The organism is Brachyspira hampsonii (assembly GCF_001746205.1).
GTDB classification, from domain to species: domain Bacteria; phylum Spirochaetota; class Brachyspiria; order Brachyspirales; family Brachyspiraceae; genus Brachyspira; species Brachyspira hampsonii_B.
Genome location: NZ_MDCO01000010.1, coordinates 115,482 through 131,943, shown reverse-complemented (window position 1 = coordinate 131,943; position 16,462 = coordinate 115,482). Strand labels below are relative to the sequence as shown.

18 protein-coding genes and 1 other RNA gene are annotated in these 16,462 nt (G+C 26.1%); 10 read left to right on the top strand and 9 right to left on the bottom strand.

What is annotated here, in order from left to right:
• Window positions 1–179 precede the first annotated feature (179 nt).
• Window positions 180–1,223 (bottom strand): hypothetical protein, encoded by a 1,044-nt coding sequence (locus BFL38_RS08230; RefSeq protein WP_069726607.1) that lies wholly within the window; start codon window positions 1,221–1,223, stop codon window positions 180–182.
• Window positions 1,211–1,963 carry a pyridoxine kinase gene (locus BFL38_RS08225; protein ID WP_069726606.1) on the bottom strand — a complete coding sequence of 251 codons (753 nt, stop codon included), beginning with the start codon at window positions 1,961–1,963 and terminating at the stop codon, window positions 1,211–1,213. The genes BFL38_RS08230 and BFL38_RS08225 overlap by 13 nt, the downstream gene beginning before the upstream one ends.
• A 169-nt stretch (window positions 1,964–2,132) precedes the next feature.
• On the opposite strand from BFL38_RS08225, the gene BFL38_RS08220 reads away from it, so the two are divergent.
• Window positions 2,133–2,810, top strand: coding sequence for a phosphatase PAP2 family protein (locus BFL38_RS08220; RefSeq protein WP_069726605.1), 678 nt, complete (start codon window positions 2,133–2,135; stop codon window positions 2,808–2,810).
• Here BFL38_RS08220 and BFL38_RS08215 read toward each other — a convergent pair.
• Window positions 2,801–3,436 (bottom strand): class I SAM-dependent methyltransferase, encoded by a 636-nt coding sequence (locus BFL38_RS08215; protein ID WP_069726604.1) that lies wholly within the window; start codon window positions 3,434–3,436, stop codon window positions 2,801–2,803. The two genes, BFL38_RS08220 and BFL38_RS08215, sit on opposite strands and share 10 nt — an antisense overlap.
• Window positions 3,437–3,523: 87 nt before the next feature.
• Between BFL38_RS08215 and BFL38_RS08210 the strand changes: the two genes are divergently transcribed.
• The 4 genes from BFL38_RS08210 to BFL38_RS08195 all read left to right on the top strand — a co-directional run bounded on the left by BFL38_RS08210 (window position 3,524) and on the right by BFL38_RS08195 (window position 6,518).
• Complete coding sequence (locus BFL38_RS08210) at window positions 3,524–3,802, top strand: acylphosphatase (protein ID WP_069726603.1); 279 nt, start codon at window positions 3,524–3,526, stop codon at window positions 3,800–3,802.
• A 30-nt stretch (window positions 3,803–3,832) separates the two neighbouring features.
• A complete protein-coding gene (locus BFL38_RS08205) occupies window positions 3,833–5,656 on the top strand; it encodes a LysM peptidoglycan-binding domain-containing protein (RefSeq protein WP_069726602.1) in 1,824 nt (607 codons plus the stop codon).
• A gap of 85 nt (window positions 5,657–5,741) precedes the next feature.
• Window positions 5,742–6,092, top strand: a transfer-messenger RNA (tmRNA) gene (gene ssrA, locus BFL38_RS08200).
• Window positions 6,093–6,116: 24 nt separating this feature from the next.
• Complete coding sequence (locus BFL38_RS08195; RefSeq protein ID WP_069726601.1) at window positions 6,117–6,518, top strand: hypothetical protein; 402 nt, start codon at window positions 6,117–6,119, stop codon at window positions 6,516–6,518.
• Window positions 6,519–6,701: 183 nt separating this feature from the next.
• Here the strand turns inward: BFL38_RS08195 and BFL38_RS08190 are convergent, their stop codons facing one another.
• The 6 genes from BFL38_RS08190 to BFL38_RS08165 form a co-directional block, all read right to left on the bottom strand.
• Window positions 6,702–8,288 carry a glycoside hydrolase family 57 protein gene (locus BFL38_RS08190; RefSeq protein WP_069726600.1) on the bottom strand — a complete coding sequence of 529 codons (1,587 nt, stop codon included), beginning with the start codon at window positions 8,286–8,288 and terminating at the stop codon, window positions 6,702–6,704.
• A 134-nt stretch (window positions 8,289–8,422) separates the two neighbouring features.
• On the bottom strand, window positions 8,423–8,809 hold the full coding sequence (locus BFL38_RS08185) for a Fur family transcriptional regulator (RefSeq protein WP_069726599.1): 387 nt from the start codon (window positions 8,807–8,809) through the stop codon (window positions 8,423–8,425).
• A 115-nt stretch (window positions 8,810–8,924) separates the two neighbouring features.
• On the bottom strand, window positions 8,925–9,476 hold the full coding sequence (locus BFL38_RS08180; protein WP_069726598.1) for a hypothetical protein: 552 nt from the start codon (window positions 9,474–9,476) through the stop codon (window positions 8,925–8,927).
• 61 nt (window positions 9,477–9,537) lie between these two features.
• Window positions 9,538–10,212, bottom strand: coding sequence for a late competence development ComFB family protein (locus BFL38_RS08175; protein ID WP_069726597.1), 675 nt, complete (start codon window positions 10,210–10,212; stop codon window positions 9,538–9,540).
• 364 nt (window positions 10,213–10,576) lie between these two features.
• Window positions 10,577–11,593 carry a DNA polymerase III subunit delta gene (gene holA / locus BFL38_RS08170; protein ID WP_069726596.1) on the bottom strand — a complete coding sequence of 339 codons (1,017 nt, stop codon included), beginning with the start codon at window positions 11,591–11,593 and terminating at the stop codon, window positions 10,577–10,579.
• 47 nt (window positions 11,594–11,640) lie between these two features.
• Window positions 11,641–12,063: an HIRAN domain-containing protein gene (locus BFL38_RS08165; RefSeq protein WP_008727228.1), complete on the bottom strand. Its 423-nt coding sequence runs from the start codon at window positions 12,061–12,063 to the stop codon at window positions 11,641–11,643.
• Window positions 12,064–12,776: 713 nt separating this feature from the next.
• On the opposite strand from BFL38_RS08165, the gene BFL38_RS08160 reads away from it, so the two are divergent.
• The 5 genes from BFL38_RS08160 to BFL38_RS08140 are packed head-to-tail and all read left to right on the top strand — an operon-like array spanning window position 12,777 to window position 16,355.
• A complete protein-coding gene (locus tag BFL38_RS08160; RefSeq protein WP_069726595.1) occupies window positions 12,777–13,277 on the top strand; it encodes a hypothetical protein in 501 nt (166 codons plus the stop codon).
• Window positions 13,278–13,298: 21 nt separating this feature from the next.
• The gene (locus tag BFL38_RS08155; RefSeq protein ID WP_069726594.1) at window positions 13,299–14,282 is read left to right on the top strand and encodes a hypothetical protein; all 984 of its coding nucleotides are present in this window, start codon (window positions 13,299–13,301) and stop codon (window positions 14,280–14,282) included.
• Window positions 14,283–14,297: 15 nt separating this feature from the next.
• On the top strand, window positions 14,298–15,005 hold the full coding sequence (locus BFL38_RS08150) for a hypothetical protein (protein WP_069726593.1): 708 nt from the start codon (window positions 14,298–14,300) through the stop codon (window positions 15,003–15,005).
• Between the two features lie 19 nt (window positions 15,006–15,024).
• Window positions 15,025–15,690, top strand: a complete 666-nt coding sequence (locus BFL38_RS08145) for a tia invasion determinant (RefSeq protein ID WP_069726592.1) — start codon at window positions 15,025–15,027, stop codon at window positions 15,688–15,690.
• An 11-nt stretch (window positions 15,691–15,701) separates the two neighbouring features.
• Complete coding sequence (locus tag BFL38_RS08140) at window positions 15,702–16,355, top strand: invasin (protein WP_069726591.1); 654 nt, start codon at window positions 15,702–15,704, stop codon at window positions 16,353–16,355.
• Window positions 16,356–16,462 lie beyond the last annotated feature (107 nt).

The following is a 16,462-nucleotide window of genomic DNA, read 5'->3' as shown; positions in this document are numbered from 1 at the left end:
ATCATCTTAATATTATAGCATATTAGACGATAAAATGTAAAAAAAAGTTTCAGGTAATTTCTAATTAAACAGAATTAAAAAAATATCAAACAGAATGCTATTAAATGGTTAATAATTTTTATATACTATAGATAATAACTGATTATTGATGCTAAAATTTTATATATAAAAAATAAATTTTATCTTGTAAACATCTTTATAAATCTTTCTCTATACTTGTATGTAAGCAGTTTTTTATTATATAATTCTGACAATTTCTTTATTTCTGTATCGTCCATTTTATCAGTATCTATTGCATATATATAACTATCTTCTTTAAAACCTTTTATCATAATATTAACATAACCATTAAATTTTCTCTCCAAGAATAATTTAAAGAACATTATAGAACATGTTAGTATAATAGAATTTATTATTACATATATTAGTATAAACATATAATATGGATAAATAAATTCCTTTCCGCTTCCCATAAATAAAAATCCGTTTCCCTGCATAATAGAAACTTCAAAAAGCAAATTACTTCTTTCAAAATTATCCCAATCTTCTGATCTGTATTTTAACTCATTATCATAATATACAAGAACCATCTCATAACTTTTAGCAAACCCCTCATATTCAAGTTCATCCCTGTCAGCATTCTGAGAAAAAGCAAGCCCTGCCTCATATATTATTTCATTTTTTTTATCTTCATACGAAGTTATTATCTTATTGTCAAAAACCCAATTTATTATTCCATATAATACTATAAATATAACAGCCATTATCACAGAAATAACTATAATAAAATTTGAAGATATCAAAGCGTAAAAAGTATTCTTATTCTCAATACTAAACAAATAAAAAAAGTATATTATATGTGATATATAAAAAATAAAAAGAACATGATATCCTCTAGTGAGAAAAGAAGATATAATATTTTCTCTTAAAAATACTCTGTTTAAAGAAAAAAAGTTAGTTATGTAAAAAAGTCCAAGTATAGACAGTATAAAAGGAACTAAATATATAATTAAATAAAAAAAAGTCTCAATTCTTGAATATTTATTCATTTTGTAAAATAAAACACATACAAAATAAAAAGAACATAAAAATTCTATAAACATCAATATTTTCATGATATATGCCGGTAAATTTAAAATCATATAAGCACACATTGATATTATAACTAAAGATGATATAGCAGATACTATAAAGTTTATATTATATTTACTTAATTTTTCCAATTTATTTCTCCTATCTTTGCTTTATCGTATATCACTCTTATCATCTTATAATCCAATCCCAAGAAAGAAGCATTATTCACCAAATTATATAAAGCACTTGAGAATATAGGCTGAGTATTTTCAATAATCTTATCAGTATAAGGATATGAAGCCATTATTCTTGATAAATTAAAAAGTATTGCTATAAGCTTAGATGAGGAAGAAAGCTCATCATTTGTCATAGAATAAGGAAGAACACTTTTTGCCGCTATTGATATAAATATGGGATTAATATTCTCTAAAGTAGATATATTAGATACAGAATGTTCTATCATTTCTCTTGCTTTATCAATAAACTCTTTCTGCTCATATTTATATTCATAATATAGAGGAAGAGATGCTATATAACTTGTATGCATTATATCTCTTAAAACTAGAAGTATAGATACATAATTAACTAATTCTTCATTATTTAGTTCAAACTTATCATCATTGATTATTTTATCTTCTTCCCCATTTCCTTTAATCCAAGAAATAGATAGTAATTGTCTGATTATATCATTTTCAAATATCGTATATGTATATGATATATATTCTAAAAAAGATTCATTAGTATTTGATCTTTTCACTATATTAATAATAGATTCTCTTTGCATTTCTACAGTATCATCAGAACCGGGTATATGAGATAAAAAATTAAAGTTTATAATATTTTCTATATAATCGATAAACTTTTCATAAGCATCATTTCCTACAAGCACCTTTTCATATCCTAAAAATGAATTTTTTTATATGTTTATTTTATTTTCGGAAACTTTACAAAATTCACTAAATATTTTAAAATTAATATACATTATAATATTTTTTAATAGTTGATTTATTTATATTTTATGGTATTTTATTATAGATCATTAAATCGGACTTCTTTTTATGGAAAACAAACAAAATAACATTAATGATGATAGCCCAAAAAATCAGAGAAAAATTAGAAAAAAAATTAAAAAAATTCTAAAAAAGCGAAGAAAGCAAAAAAGGCTCAGCTATATAAATAATCTTCCATTGATAAGATTTATGTCTAATATAGACAGTAAATTATTCTTAAAAATATTTAAAGATAATAGAAAAGGTCCTGTAAAAACCTTTATGAAATTTATGAGCAGAATGGGAGACGGATATATATGGATGATAATTTATTTGATATTTTATATGTTTAGAATAGATTATGCCCCTTTATATTTTTCAAGAGCCGTAACGGGAATATTTATCTGCATATTTTTATTTTTATATATAAAAAGTTTCTTCAGCAGAACGCGTCCCTATCAAAAGCATGCCAAAATACCATTTATGTACCCTCCTGATAAGCATTCATTTCCATCAGGTCATACAATGGTAGCTTTTTCGGTATCATTTTCTATGGGAAGCTATAGTTTATATTCTGCTTTGCTGTTTTACCCTATAGCATCTCTTATAGCATTCAGCCGTGTATATGTAGGACTTCATTATCCTTTTGATGTAATATTCGGTATAATTTTTGGTACTATAATAGGCTTTTTGGCTAATATATTATTTTTCTATATAACAGGACTTCCTATAATAGGTCATTTATAATTCTTTTTATTAGATTTCATACTTTTAAGAGTATCTCTATTCTCTTTTTTTAATCTTTTCTTTAATTTATTTGAGTCAAGCATATTTCTCTTTTCAGATATAAAAATATAATATCCATTTTTCTCTTTCACCTTTACACCGCCGAAAACAGATGAAAGTTTATTTTTATACCAATCAAGCCTTTTAGTTACCATAATGAATTTACCATTCAATGTTAGTTTATAAAAACCTGATTCTATAAAATGCTTAGCAACAGAAAAGTCTGTATGATAAGGCGGATTAGAAAGTATCATAGAAAAATCTTTATCAATTATGCTTTTTAATCCGTCGCTTTGAACAATACTGATATTTGAAACATTATTTAAAACAGCATTATTTTTTGATGCTTCTACAGCTTCAGAATCTATATCGCACATAACTACTTTATTTTCACCTATTATCTTTGCTGCTAATATTCCCACAACTCCGTATCCGCATCCTAAATCTAAAATTTTATTCTCATTTTCAAAATTTACCTCATCAATCATAGATAATGTTCCTATATCTATATTTTTAGGCGAAAATAACTTATCATTTGAAATAAATTTTAAATCAATATTTTTTATAGTAATTTCTATATTGTACATTTTAAGTATTTTATAACCCTTCGTATAAATTGTCAATTTTTATTTATTCATATAAATTCAATAAAATATATTTCCGATAATCTATATATGTTTAAAGTAGATATTATATTAAAAGGAAGAGTTCAAGGCGTAGGTTTCAGGTACTATGCCAAACAGGTAGCTGATGAAATGAAAGTCAGCGGAAAAGTATGGAATAATTATGACGGTTCTGTAGAAGTCATAGGATATTTACAGACTAAAAATGATATTGATGAGTTTATAGAAAAAATCAAAATAGGACCTCAGATGTCTAGTGTTAAAGAGGTAACTGTTACAGTTATGCCTTCTGATCCGCCTATGGATGATGTTTTTGAAATAGCAAATTAAAGCCTCAGAATTGAACTGAAAATAATAATTATGAAAAATATTTTTAAATATGCTTCTATTATAGGATGCACTTTCGCTTCTCTAAATTTTGCTGCTGATTATACAGATTATAAAGTAAAAAATGGAGATACTTTATTTGGAATAGCATTTGCCCATGACATGAGTGCAAATGAATTTTTAAAAATAAATAATATTAAAGATCCTGATAAATATAATCTTAAAGTTGGAGAAATTTTAAAAGTAAAAGAAAAAGGCTATACTCTTGTGTATGATTCTGATAATAAAGTTTTCGGCTTGAAAGGAGAGGAAGGAAGCTCATATAAAGACTATAAAGTAAAAAATGGAGATACTCTATTTGGCATAGCATTCGCACATGGAATGACTGCTAATGAATTTCTGGCTATAAATAATATTAAAGATGCCAATAAATACAATCTTAGAGTTGGAGAAACTCTTAAAGTGGCAAACAATCAAAAAGAAAGTAATGCTTCAAGTTCAAATAATAATATAGATAATATTAATAATAACAATACAGAAAGTTATGATACTTATAAAGTAAAAAGCGGAGACACTTTATATGGAATAGCCTTCTCTCATGGTATGACAGCAAGTGAATTTTTGAAGATAAATAATATAGATGATCCTGATAAATATAAACTATATGTAGGTAAAACTATGTATGTAAAATCATCTAAAAAAGAAAATAATACAAATAATGAAAAAGAGGCAGAAAAAGAAATAGAATATTATACTGTTAAAAGCGGCGATACCTTATATGGAATAGCATTTCAAAATGATATCAGCGTAAATGATTTTCTAAAAATTAATAATATAGATGATCCTTTAAAATATAAATTAAGAACAGGTGAAAAATTAAAAATATATGCAAGAGCAAATACATCTAATGCACAAAGCAAAACTATAAAAACATATAAAGTAAAAAACGGAGATACTCTTGGAGAAATAGCATTAAAAAATTCTATGTCTCTAAAAGACCTGCTTGAGTTAAATAATCTTAATAATAATTATGTACTAAAAATCGGAGATACTTTAAAAATATATGATAATATTAATATAAGCAGTTCTTCAAAACAATCTTCATATAGAACCTTAGAAAATTATAAAGTTAAAAACGGAGATACTTTAAGCGAAATAGCATTAGCAAGGGGAATGGATTTAGTAGAGTTATATTCCATAAATAATATAAATGATAAATATATTTTGAAAATTGGAGATACTCTTAAAGTATATGCTAATCCTAAAAAAACAACTGCTTTAGTAATATCAAATTATAAAGTACAAAGCGGAGATACTTTATATTCCATAGCTCAAAAACATAAAATGGATTTAAGAGATTTAATGCAGCTTAATAATATAAAAAATGCGAATGAATATAAATTATATGCAGGAGCAAATATAAAAATAAAAATAGCCAAAATGGTTCCATACTCTTTTAATGATGACAGTTTATTGCCTGAAAGTTCTTTTATATGGCCTTATAAAGGAATAATAATTTCAGGATATGGAGTAGCTTCTGATAAACTTGCAAACAGAGGTGTAAATATATTAGGAGATGTAGGCGATAAAGTTATAGCTTCTGATGATGGAATCGTGGAATATGCTGATAATATAAGAGGATTCGGTACTGTTATTATACTTAAACATAAAAACGGATATAATACCTCTTATGCCCATCTTTCTAAAATAAATGTTAAACTTGGGGATATTGTGAAAAAAGGTGATTATATAGGAGATATAGGAAATACAGGTATGATAGACAGAAGCGAATTATATTTTAAAATTTCTTATCAGGGAAGATCTATAGATCCTGTAAAACTTCTTCCAAAAAGCTAATAAAATTTATAAAAAATATATGTTAAAAATGTATTGACAATTTTTGTATAAATGATATCATAAATACATGTTTGATCTTTGAAGGGGGGATGCTCCGGCTTCGACTGCGATGGTTGGAACATATTTTGCATAGTCGTGCTAGGTGTATGCACGTTAATATCATACTGAACAATAAGTGCAGACGAATACGCACTTGCAGCTTAATTAAAGCTGCCGCTGATTAAGTAGTTTGTCTATGGGTTACTTTTTCGGTGCCAAAACACATAGAACTTGTATTGGGTGCCGTATGAGCCTGATATTAAGTATACTCATGCTAGTCTTGTAGTTTTTCTGCTTGTCTTCTACCTATAAGGCGAAATTCTTAAAGATAAGATATGCTATGTAGACGAATGTGGTACGCTTCGTAGGACGCGGGTTCGAGTCCCGCCATCTCCAAATTTTTTATAATAATATTACAATCATGAAAATAGATTTTAATCTTATTAAAGATATTTTTGAGTTTATATATAATAGTTCTTCTTATCAAATAATTGGAAGCAGTTTATCAAAACAATTCGATGTATACAATGAAAATAAAATATCAGAAAACGAATTAAATGAATCAAATGCAAAAATAGAAAATGATTATCAAAATAAAAGAAATAATTTTATAAATCATATACAGATTTTATATGATAATAAATGCTTAGGAATACCTTATTATCCTGTAAATATTGAAGATTTATCAGATGCCTATATAAGAATAATGCCGAATGGTTATGAATTACTATACATACTAAACAATTATAATCTTGAAGAAGAAATAAATAAAAATATTCCCATATCAATTATAATAAAAAAATATAATAGTAAATTATTGTAATTTATAGCTAAATAATTTTTTCTTGTCATTTTCATAATGCTAAAAAATCATTTAATCTTTATAAATTAAACTTGTATCAAAACTAATATTGTCAAGTAATTTTTAAATAAGTCTTTATATAGCTAAAAAAAGAGTATGCATTATAAATACGCATACTCTTTTATATTTACTTAAAAAAATTATTTAACTGTATATTCTAAAATCCATCTCTGGGAATATATCATCACGCCACTCTATTTTTCTTAGCCATTCTTCATTCAAATCTCTGTTTTTAATAGCATAATAGAGGTCTGTGAATCTCTTTATATATAATTTTGTCATATTAACAGCATATTCAACCATAGTACCTGTATGCATAATGAAAGCCCAGTCGCTGCTTTGAGCAAGCAGTAATTCTCTGGCCGCCTGATTCAATGCCCTTTCATAAAGCCCTGTTTCATTATAATAATCATGTGCCAATTCTATCATTCTCTCAGCAGCTTTATGCAAATGCCTGTATATCCAGCCATTAGTACCATTAAGCCAAACTTCTCCGTATCCATTAGCTCCCCAGCTTGACATTGAAGGCATTGATATTTGATTTACAGGATGTCTTTCTAAATATTCTTTAGGAGTAATGGTTTCTATAGTGTTTTGATCATAATGTATCTTTCTCATTAAAAACTCTATGAACATAGGACCTTCATACCACCAATGCCCAAAAAGTTCAGCATCATAAGGAGATACAACTATAGGAGGTCTGTCCATAACAGAATCTAAATACTCGATTTGTTTTTCTCTGTTGAACATAAAGTTTCCAGCATGCTCTCCAGCTGCCTCCATAGCCCACTCTGGATTATAAGGCTCTTTTGGACAGTCTTTTCCTGTAATTCTATAGTATTTTATTCCTGTATTTTTTCTAAGTCCGTTGCTCTGTATAAAATCTTTAATATACTCGAAAGGCAAATCATAACCTATATCTCTATAAAATTCTCTGTATCTGAAATCTCCCGGATAACCTACTTCGGCACTCCACACGCTTCTTGAACTCTCTATATCTCTTCCGAAAGCTGCTACCCTACTCTCTCTTGAACAGTATAAAGGAGCATAAACTCCATATTTAGGTACTTTATCAGCATACATTATACCATGAGTATCAACAAAGAAATATTTAATACCATTATTGGCAAGATGCTTTTCAAGTCCGGGAAAGAAACCACATTCGCCTAACCATATTCCTGTAGGCTTTCTGCCCAAATGTTTTTCATGGGTTTTTACAGCCATTTTTAATTGGGCTTCTATTGCTTTAGGATATTCCTGCATAAATGGGAAAAATCCATGTGTCGCACCGCAGGTAATTATCTCTAAATTCCCTCTCTCTAAAAAGTATCTGAAACCATTCAATAAATTTTTATTATATTTATAAACAAAAATATCTCTTATCTTTTTAAACTTATTTTTATAGAATTCAGCAGTATAATGAAAACTAGGATCTAATGAAGTTCTTTCACACTCCAATTCTGATAATTTTATTAACTTCTCTATATAATTAACATATCTATTTTGAAGCAATTCATTAGCAAGCATATTCATAAGAGGAGGAGTTACGCTCATAGTTATCTTGAAGTTAACACCATCATTAACCATTCTGTCATAAGCATCTAGTAGAGGTATATAAGTTTCTGTGATAGCTTCATACAGCCATTCTTCCTCCAAAAAATTTTCATGTTCAGGGTGTCTCACATAAGGTAAGTGAGCATGCAGCACTAAAGCTAAATAGCCTTTTGACATAATTATTCCTTAAATTTAAAATGTTATATAATTAGTATATAAAATATAAATATTAAAATCAAGACTTTCAATATACTTAATCATCAAAAAATAAAAATCATAATAAATTTATGCTATGAAAATTCACAAATTAATTAACAATCTTTACAATTTTTGCAAGTACCTGTAAATACAATATCATGTTTAAATACATCTACATCATATTCTTTGGAAACTAATTCATCTAGTTTTTTCTGATATTCCATAGGTATATCCAACAATTTCTTACATTTACCACACTGAAAATGATAATGATCGTTAGTTATATGATCAAAGCGAACAGCATCATCTATTATAGATAATTTTTGAATCTCTTTAGTTTCTGACAGCAAATTTAGATTTCTATACACTGTACCCAAACTTATAGATGGAAAGTTTGGTTTTATATAATTATAAACTTCTTCTGAAGTTGGGTGATTTTTAAGCTCTCTAACAGCATTTAAAATCACCTGCTTTTGTATTGTATTTCTTGTATTATTCATAACCTAATTTCCTTACTAAAGCAATTAATAATCAATCTTATTTAGTAATATTATATCAAGTAAATTATTTGTCAAGAAAAAAATAATTTTTTATACAAATAATACAGAAAAAATATCATAATTCTAATAAATTAACATAATCTATGGATAAATTACTAGAATTTGACATATAACTCTTCGTTATGACTATTTTATAATTATCAGTTTTATGAGTATAAATTTCAGCTAAAATATCCCCCTCTTCATCATCTAAAGAATACTTTTCTAATTGTATATTATTAGAATTCAAACTGTTCAATATATTATCAAATAAAGTATCAACATTATAGCTGCTATTAATGGTTATTTGCATTATATAATTACTTCCGGTAAATACAACTAATTGAGCATCATCTTCTCTAATCTTTATATTTTTTTTTAGTATATTATTTACTGCAAAGAAGGCATCTATATCAAACATTTCAGCTAAACTTTCAAATGAATCTTTAAATGATAAAGAAGCTAATGACTTAATTTCATTATTACTATATGTTATTAAATTATAATAAGTAAACGGATTTTTTATGTCTACAACTTCATACGAATTAATATTCTTATGAATTATGTTTGCTATAACTATAAAAATAACCAAAAAACATGCAAATACTATAAATCTAATTACTTTCATCAACTTCTCTTCAAATCTCTAAACAAACAGCATATATTTGACAGTTGTAAATATATTATAGTTAATTAGCTATATTATGATTTTCTATAAGCAGTATATCATTAACCTCTTCTATACAAAACAACGGCATATCTCCTGCATTGTAGTATGAAGGTTTCAACTTGTAAGTTAATACATTTTCATATTGCATAAACTTTTCTGATTCTATAACCATATCAAGCTTAACTTCAACCTCTTCATTAGAATCAACTTTTTTCGGCATAAAGCAGAACATAAATTTGCCTGGAACATTGCTTGATACTATAGCAGGATTAGGAAAATTAACTCCATAACCTTGAAGTATTTTTCCTTCAGAAAATATATAAACTAAAGCATTTTCTATTTTTCCAAAATTATTAGAAGCTGTAATATTACCCATTATACTAGGATAAGTTAAATAATATCCGCTTTCATCAATAGAAGGAACCGACTCAAGTAATGTATTTTCCTTTCTTCTAGTAACTATTTCACAAGCATCTGCTATAATACTCAATATTTCTGTATTGCTTTGTATAGTATCTTTATTATAACTATGAAGAACTCCTCTAGCACTTGTAACATACTGAGGCTGAACTCTATTCAAAGTATAAGCTATTATATCCATACGCATATTAGTATTAACGGGAATATTTTTTTCTTTTAAGTATGAGTCTGCTAGTTTTGAAACTTTTTGTTCCATAAGATTTACTAAATACATAAAAACCGCCCTCCAAATATATATAATATTATACAAAACAAACGATTATTTGTCAAAGAAAATTCTATTAATATAAAATAAATTTATAAATTGTAATATAAAAAATATTTATTTATATAATCTTTCCATTAAAAAATATTTTCTTAATTTAAAAAATTAAATAAGAAATAATCAATATATAAAATATATATTTTAAATCTTTATTAATTAATAATTATATGAATTATCATAAACTAGAACAGAATTTTTTTCAAATATAATAAATAACTCTTTTAATTTTTTATAATTATTACTATATGATTTTAAAATAATTAATAAATTTTCTAATGAAATTTTTACTCTAAAAACAAAATGCATTATAAAATTATTTCGTTATTGTAAATAAAAATAATTCAAAATGAGCTTTAAAAATATTAACAGGTGTTGTAACACTTAAAGTGTTTAAATATGATATTTTGGATATTATTTTTACTATTTCCTCCAATGAAAATAGTTTTAATGAAGTTTTTTTCTTTTTCAATATAAACTCCGGAATCTTAGTTAATTTGCTTATCTCACCTAATGTAGTTTGGGGAGGAAATATCTTCATATAATATACAGCCAAAAAATTATTCATCATTAAAGTTAAAGAATTTGAGGCATCTTGATCCAATCTATGCATTATACTGAAGCATTTTTTTCTGTCTCTTTCAAATAGAGCATCTAAAAAATCAAATATATTCCTATTTTTTGATACATAAGTAAAATCTGCTATATCTTCAACATTTAAATATTCTTTATCGTTATAGCTGCATATTTTTCCAAGCTCTGAGTAAAGCGAATCATAATCCAAATTTATATTATTAATAAGATATTCTATAGCTTCAGAAGATATTTTTTTTCCTTGCTTAATAATATAAGCATTTATTAAGCCCCTAAAATCTCTTTCATCAGGAAGCGGAAAATCTATAAAATATATATTATTGACCTCTTTCTTTTTAGAAAAATATTTATATATAGGATCTTCATCTAATGAACTTTCGGTTTCAAGTATGACTACAGAAGTTTTTGAAGGATTTGAGCAATAATCTAAAAAATCTTCCTGAAAATTATTATATTTATAAATTATAATAAGTCTTAATTTAGAGCCAAATGGAGGAGTATCTGCTACCTCTAAAGGAGTAAAACCTACAGCATCATTTTTATCATAAAATACACTGTAATTCATTTCACTGTCTCCTTCATCTGGAAACATACTTGAATGCATAGCTGCTATAAATGCTTTTTTAAAAAGTCTTTCTTTGCCTGTAAGTATATAAACACAATGTTTAAATGGTTCTTTTATATAATTATCTTTAATTTTTTGAAATTCTATTTCTGTTTTTACTGAAACTTTATTCATAATGAATATATGATATCATATATTTTTTTTATAATCAATATAATATCTCATACAGCTTTCTTCTTATTTTTATCTATATCTATAAATACTCTTATTTCTATTTTACACTCATCTATAGCATCTAATTTTACATTCTTTATTCTGGCATATACTTTATTTCGCTTATCTTCTAACTTGTATGATATTAAAGGAGATATAATACTTGGAACATATCCTAACCTGAAATCAAAACTTCTGTCGTAAATGGCTATAGCAAATCTATCATAAGGATTTGTTATATCACGAAGCAAATTTATAGGCTCATTTTTAAGTAATAAATCTATAACATCTTTACCATTATTGTATTTATATCCTGCAACAAAAAAATCTATATAATATCTTTTTGTTTTGTAATTCCTATTTATAATAATCCTTTTAAAACTCTCTTCATGATTAATTAGACAAGTTATATGTTCTGTATTTTTATCCATAAGACAAGAAATTTACCCTAATTCTTTAATGCGTATTGAAGAATTTTACTTCAATTCAAATTTTCTGTCAAGCATTTATAATACAATTCATATTATATTAATGAAATTATTTCAAAAACCAATTAATATTTATAGTATTTTTAATACTAGTGTTGAATATTAGACTTATTTCAAAAGTACCTGAAAAAATCATATATAAAAATTTCGTAATTTATAAACCATAAAAATAATGTTTTACATGTTGTATAAATTATTATTTTATTATATAAATATGCAGTCTTTACTCTAACAACATCTGCTGAAGACACGCTTAACAAGACTGACCTCATCGGCACGCACAAAATGGCAGCTAGTTACCGCAATTATAAATAAAATTAGTCTTGAAGCAAGTTTATTATATGTAAAATATACTAAGCAAATAAAAACTTATATGAATATAAAACAAAAACTATTTTAAAAATCTTACTAATTAGTTACAAAACAATATTAAATTAATACTATTTATTATATTGTAAAATTTAAAATAACTTAGTTAAGTATATCAAAACAAATATAATATTTTATTTATTTTAATACTACATAAATATTAAATTTTAATGTATATATATCCGAGTTATATTGATGGATTTTTATTTAGTTATTTTTATTAGTTGTTTTTATTAATAAAAATTATATAATTTAAAAATATAATTTTTATTTTAAGGGGAAGCACAATGAAATTTAATAAATATATATTAATAATTTTTGCTTTATTAACTATATTTTCATGTAAAAAAACAGAACTTACAGTAACACAGCCAGGACCTGAATACATTTTAAACAAACTATTAAAAGGCAGTTGGAATGGCGTTACTATAAATGGAGATACATTAACTCTTGATGGTCAAAATTACAAATTTGAAGACTCTATATTAGGAATAGCAGGTATTTTTGCTAACGGCAATGATTATGTAATAGCAGCACCTCTTGGAAATTTAGTAACTATTAGCACAGATGGAGGAAGTACAGATGGTGTTAAAGAAATAATAAATATAGTGGGACAGGAAAATGCTATAGGAGTTATTAATGGAATAGCAAACAGCAAGGACCCAAGTAATATTAAACCTGAAGATGTAATAGGAACTGCCCAAGTTACAGAAGAAGAAAAAAACAAAATAGGAGAAATACTAAGCGGATTACATTTTGGTAAAGTTGAAACAGCAACATCTAAATAATTCCTTATTTAAGGTTACGATATGAAAAGAATTATTACAGCTATTATAGTATTTAATATATCAATTATTAATCTATATGCCAATGGCATACCTATGTCTACACAATCGGATACTAATACTTATAGCTGGATTAAAGGCAGACAAATTGTAAGTGTGAATTTAAATCCTGGATATGCTGGATTAATTCCGCCTTTAATTAATACAATATTTGATAATTATCAAACTTTTACAGGTTTAGCTGGTCTTGATTTAAGTCAATTTGATAAATATTTAAGTGCTATAGAAGCTAAATCTAGTTTTTGGTATGTTCCAAATGTATCATATACATTATTACTTCACCCCCGCATAGGTGTGGAAATAGGATTTGGAGTGCAGGCTATGTCATTTCAGCTTGGAGTGCCTAAAGATAAAGCTGGAGATTTGGCGGCTGATTTTATTCCTGGACTAAATGTACCTGAAGTAAATATACCTGGAACAGATATTCCTAATACAGATAATGTTACAGATAATATTATTGATACTTTAGTGAGTTCAGATACTTATCTCAAAGCATCTCTAATATATTTTCCGGCAACAATAGGGATAAAATTTTTTGGAGGTAAAAACAGACAAATTGTAAATACATTCAGATTTGGCGTAGAGGTATTAATATATGATATTGAAACCGAAAATGGAATTTTGGGACTGCATACAAAAAGACATACCGTTGATACTACAATGTATCTATCCTATGAATTAGGTTGGACTATAGAGTTATTCCCTACAAGAGAATGGCCTGTAAAACCTTATATAGATATATCATTATTTGAAATAGGATATTATATAAGATCCGGAATACCTGGGCTTTATTCAGACATTCATGAGGGAATCGGATTTTTCGGAAGCGGTTTAGTTGATATAAATGCCATGATACCTACTTGGAATTCTTTTCCTTCTTGGATAAATTATGTTTCTGCAATAAGATTTTCTCTATTCCCTAGAATAGGTTTCAGCTTAAGATTTTAGTGAGGTATAAATGGTATGAGAAAGAATATATTAATAATTTTATTTTTATTTATACTTGCTAATATCACATTTGCTAATGATATTTCAAACATTGTAGTAGAAAAACACAGAAATAATACCAATGAAAATGGAATAAATTCACATAGAAATTCTATAGGTGTCAATTTCGGAACTACAATTTTTTATATGCTGTTAGCTCCCTCTGTTGTAAATCTTTTAATTCCATCAAATGACATCAACAATTTGAAACTTCAAGGTACTTTCGGATTAGATCTTACATACACTTTTAGAGTATCAGAAAAAGCAGATATCAATGTAGATACAGGCTTTTATTCTATGAAAACTTATTATAATAATTCAAAAAGACAATACAGTGGAAATGTATACGGACTTGGGCTTTCTATAGGCGGCAGATTTTATTTTAATAGTAAAGACAGAGCTTCAGGTTTTTTCTTAATGCCTAAAGTAGGAACAACATTGTTCATAACTCAAGGAAGAGAATTGGAAAAAGAAACATTAACTTATACTAATAGAAATAGTAATATATGGGATTTTTATATATCAGGCGAGATGGGATTTAGAATAGATATTTCAAGAAGTTTAGGTATTAACAGCGGTGTTCGTCCTTTCTTTGATATATCAATAATAGATATAGGATTTTCATATAAAAGCATAATAAGAATTGTTCCTCTGCCAAGATTTGCTATAGGAATATTGTTTTGATGTTTAAGGATAGCATTTTATGAAGTTTTTAATAAAAAAATTTTTGATTATATGTATATCGACTGCATGCCTTACTAATATGCTTATGTCTATGGATATAGGAGCTTATTTATCACCTAAATTTATATTTAATATTGGAGATTCTGGAATACAAAACAAAGAAAATAAAAAAAATACTATGAATATGTATATAGGAGGCGGTGCTGCCATAGGATATAATTTTGATATACTGCATAAATACTCTACTGTAAGGGCAGAATTTGAATATCTTTATAGAAATCCAATACCAGGAAATGCATATTCTAATAATATACAATCCATACAAACACATACTTTTTTATTTGGCATGTATTATGATATTAATTTCTTATATGTAAACTATAACAATGAAGACTCTGTCAGAAGCAAATTAAATAATGGTAAAAGACCTGTTATGTCTGTTTATTTAGGCATGTTATTTGGAGGAGCTTTCAACTCATATATTCTGTCTTCAACTTTTGATTATAATGGCATTTTCAAGACAAGTACATATTACAATAAATTTGAATTTATGTTTGGATTTGGAGGAGGATTAGCATTTCATATAACTCCATTAATTAGTTTAGATTTAGGCTATAGAATACTACTTAATATAAATGCTAAATACAGTCATGATATTGTAACATCTTTAAGGTTTAATTTTTAGGAGCTGTTCAGATGAAAAGACATTATATAATAGTATTTATGCTTGTATTTTTATTTTATGGAACTCAAGAACTATTTTCTATGATACCTACAGGTTTATATATAACGCCTAAATTAATATTCTCACATGATGGAAATTATTATTATGATAAAGGAAATGGAGAAAAGGGGTATTTTAATTATTTAGGAGGCGGATTTTCATTAGGATACAGCATACCTAGTATTAATAAATCATCTCCCGTAAGATTTGAATTTGAATATTTAGGAAGAAGAATAATAAGTATGTCTGATGATATATCTTTGCATACACTTTTAGGTTCTGTATATTTTGATATTAACTTTTTCCTTATAAAAGAAAAATTAACTGATGAAAGTTATAAGCAAACATTGCTTGATAAATATCCACCTTTTACTATTTATTTGGGTTTATCTATAGGAGGAAAAATAAAAGATTGTGAATGTAGTCAAAATACCGACAATACTGCAAATAATATAAAAATGAGAAGTGCAGAAAGTACATTAGTTTTCGGAATCAATGGAGGATTTGCTTTTAATGTACTTACATATATGTCCATTGATTTAGGATATAGGTATTTAATAGATACAAAGGCCAATGGATATCATGAGGTATTATTAGGATTAAGATTTAAAGTTCCTAAAATATAATATTCTATTTAATTTATTATTAGTAATGTACAAAAAAATATAAATTAAAGCAAAAATATTTTATCTTGTTTTTTTATTTATTATATTATATTATATGTAATAGTGAA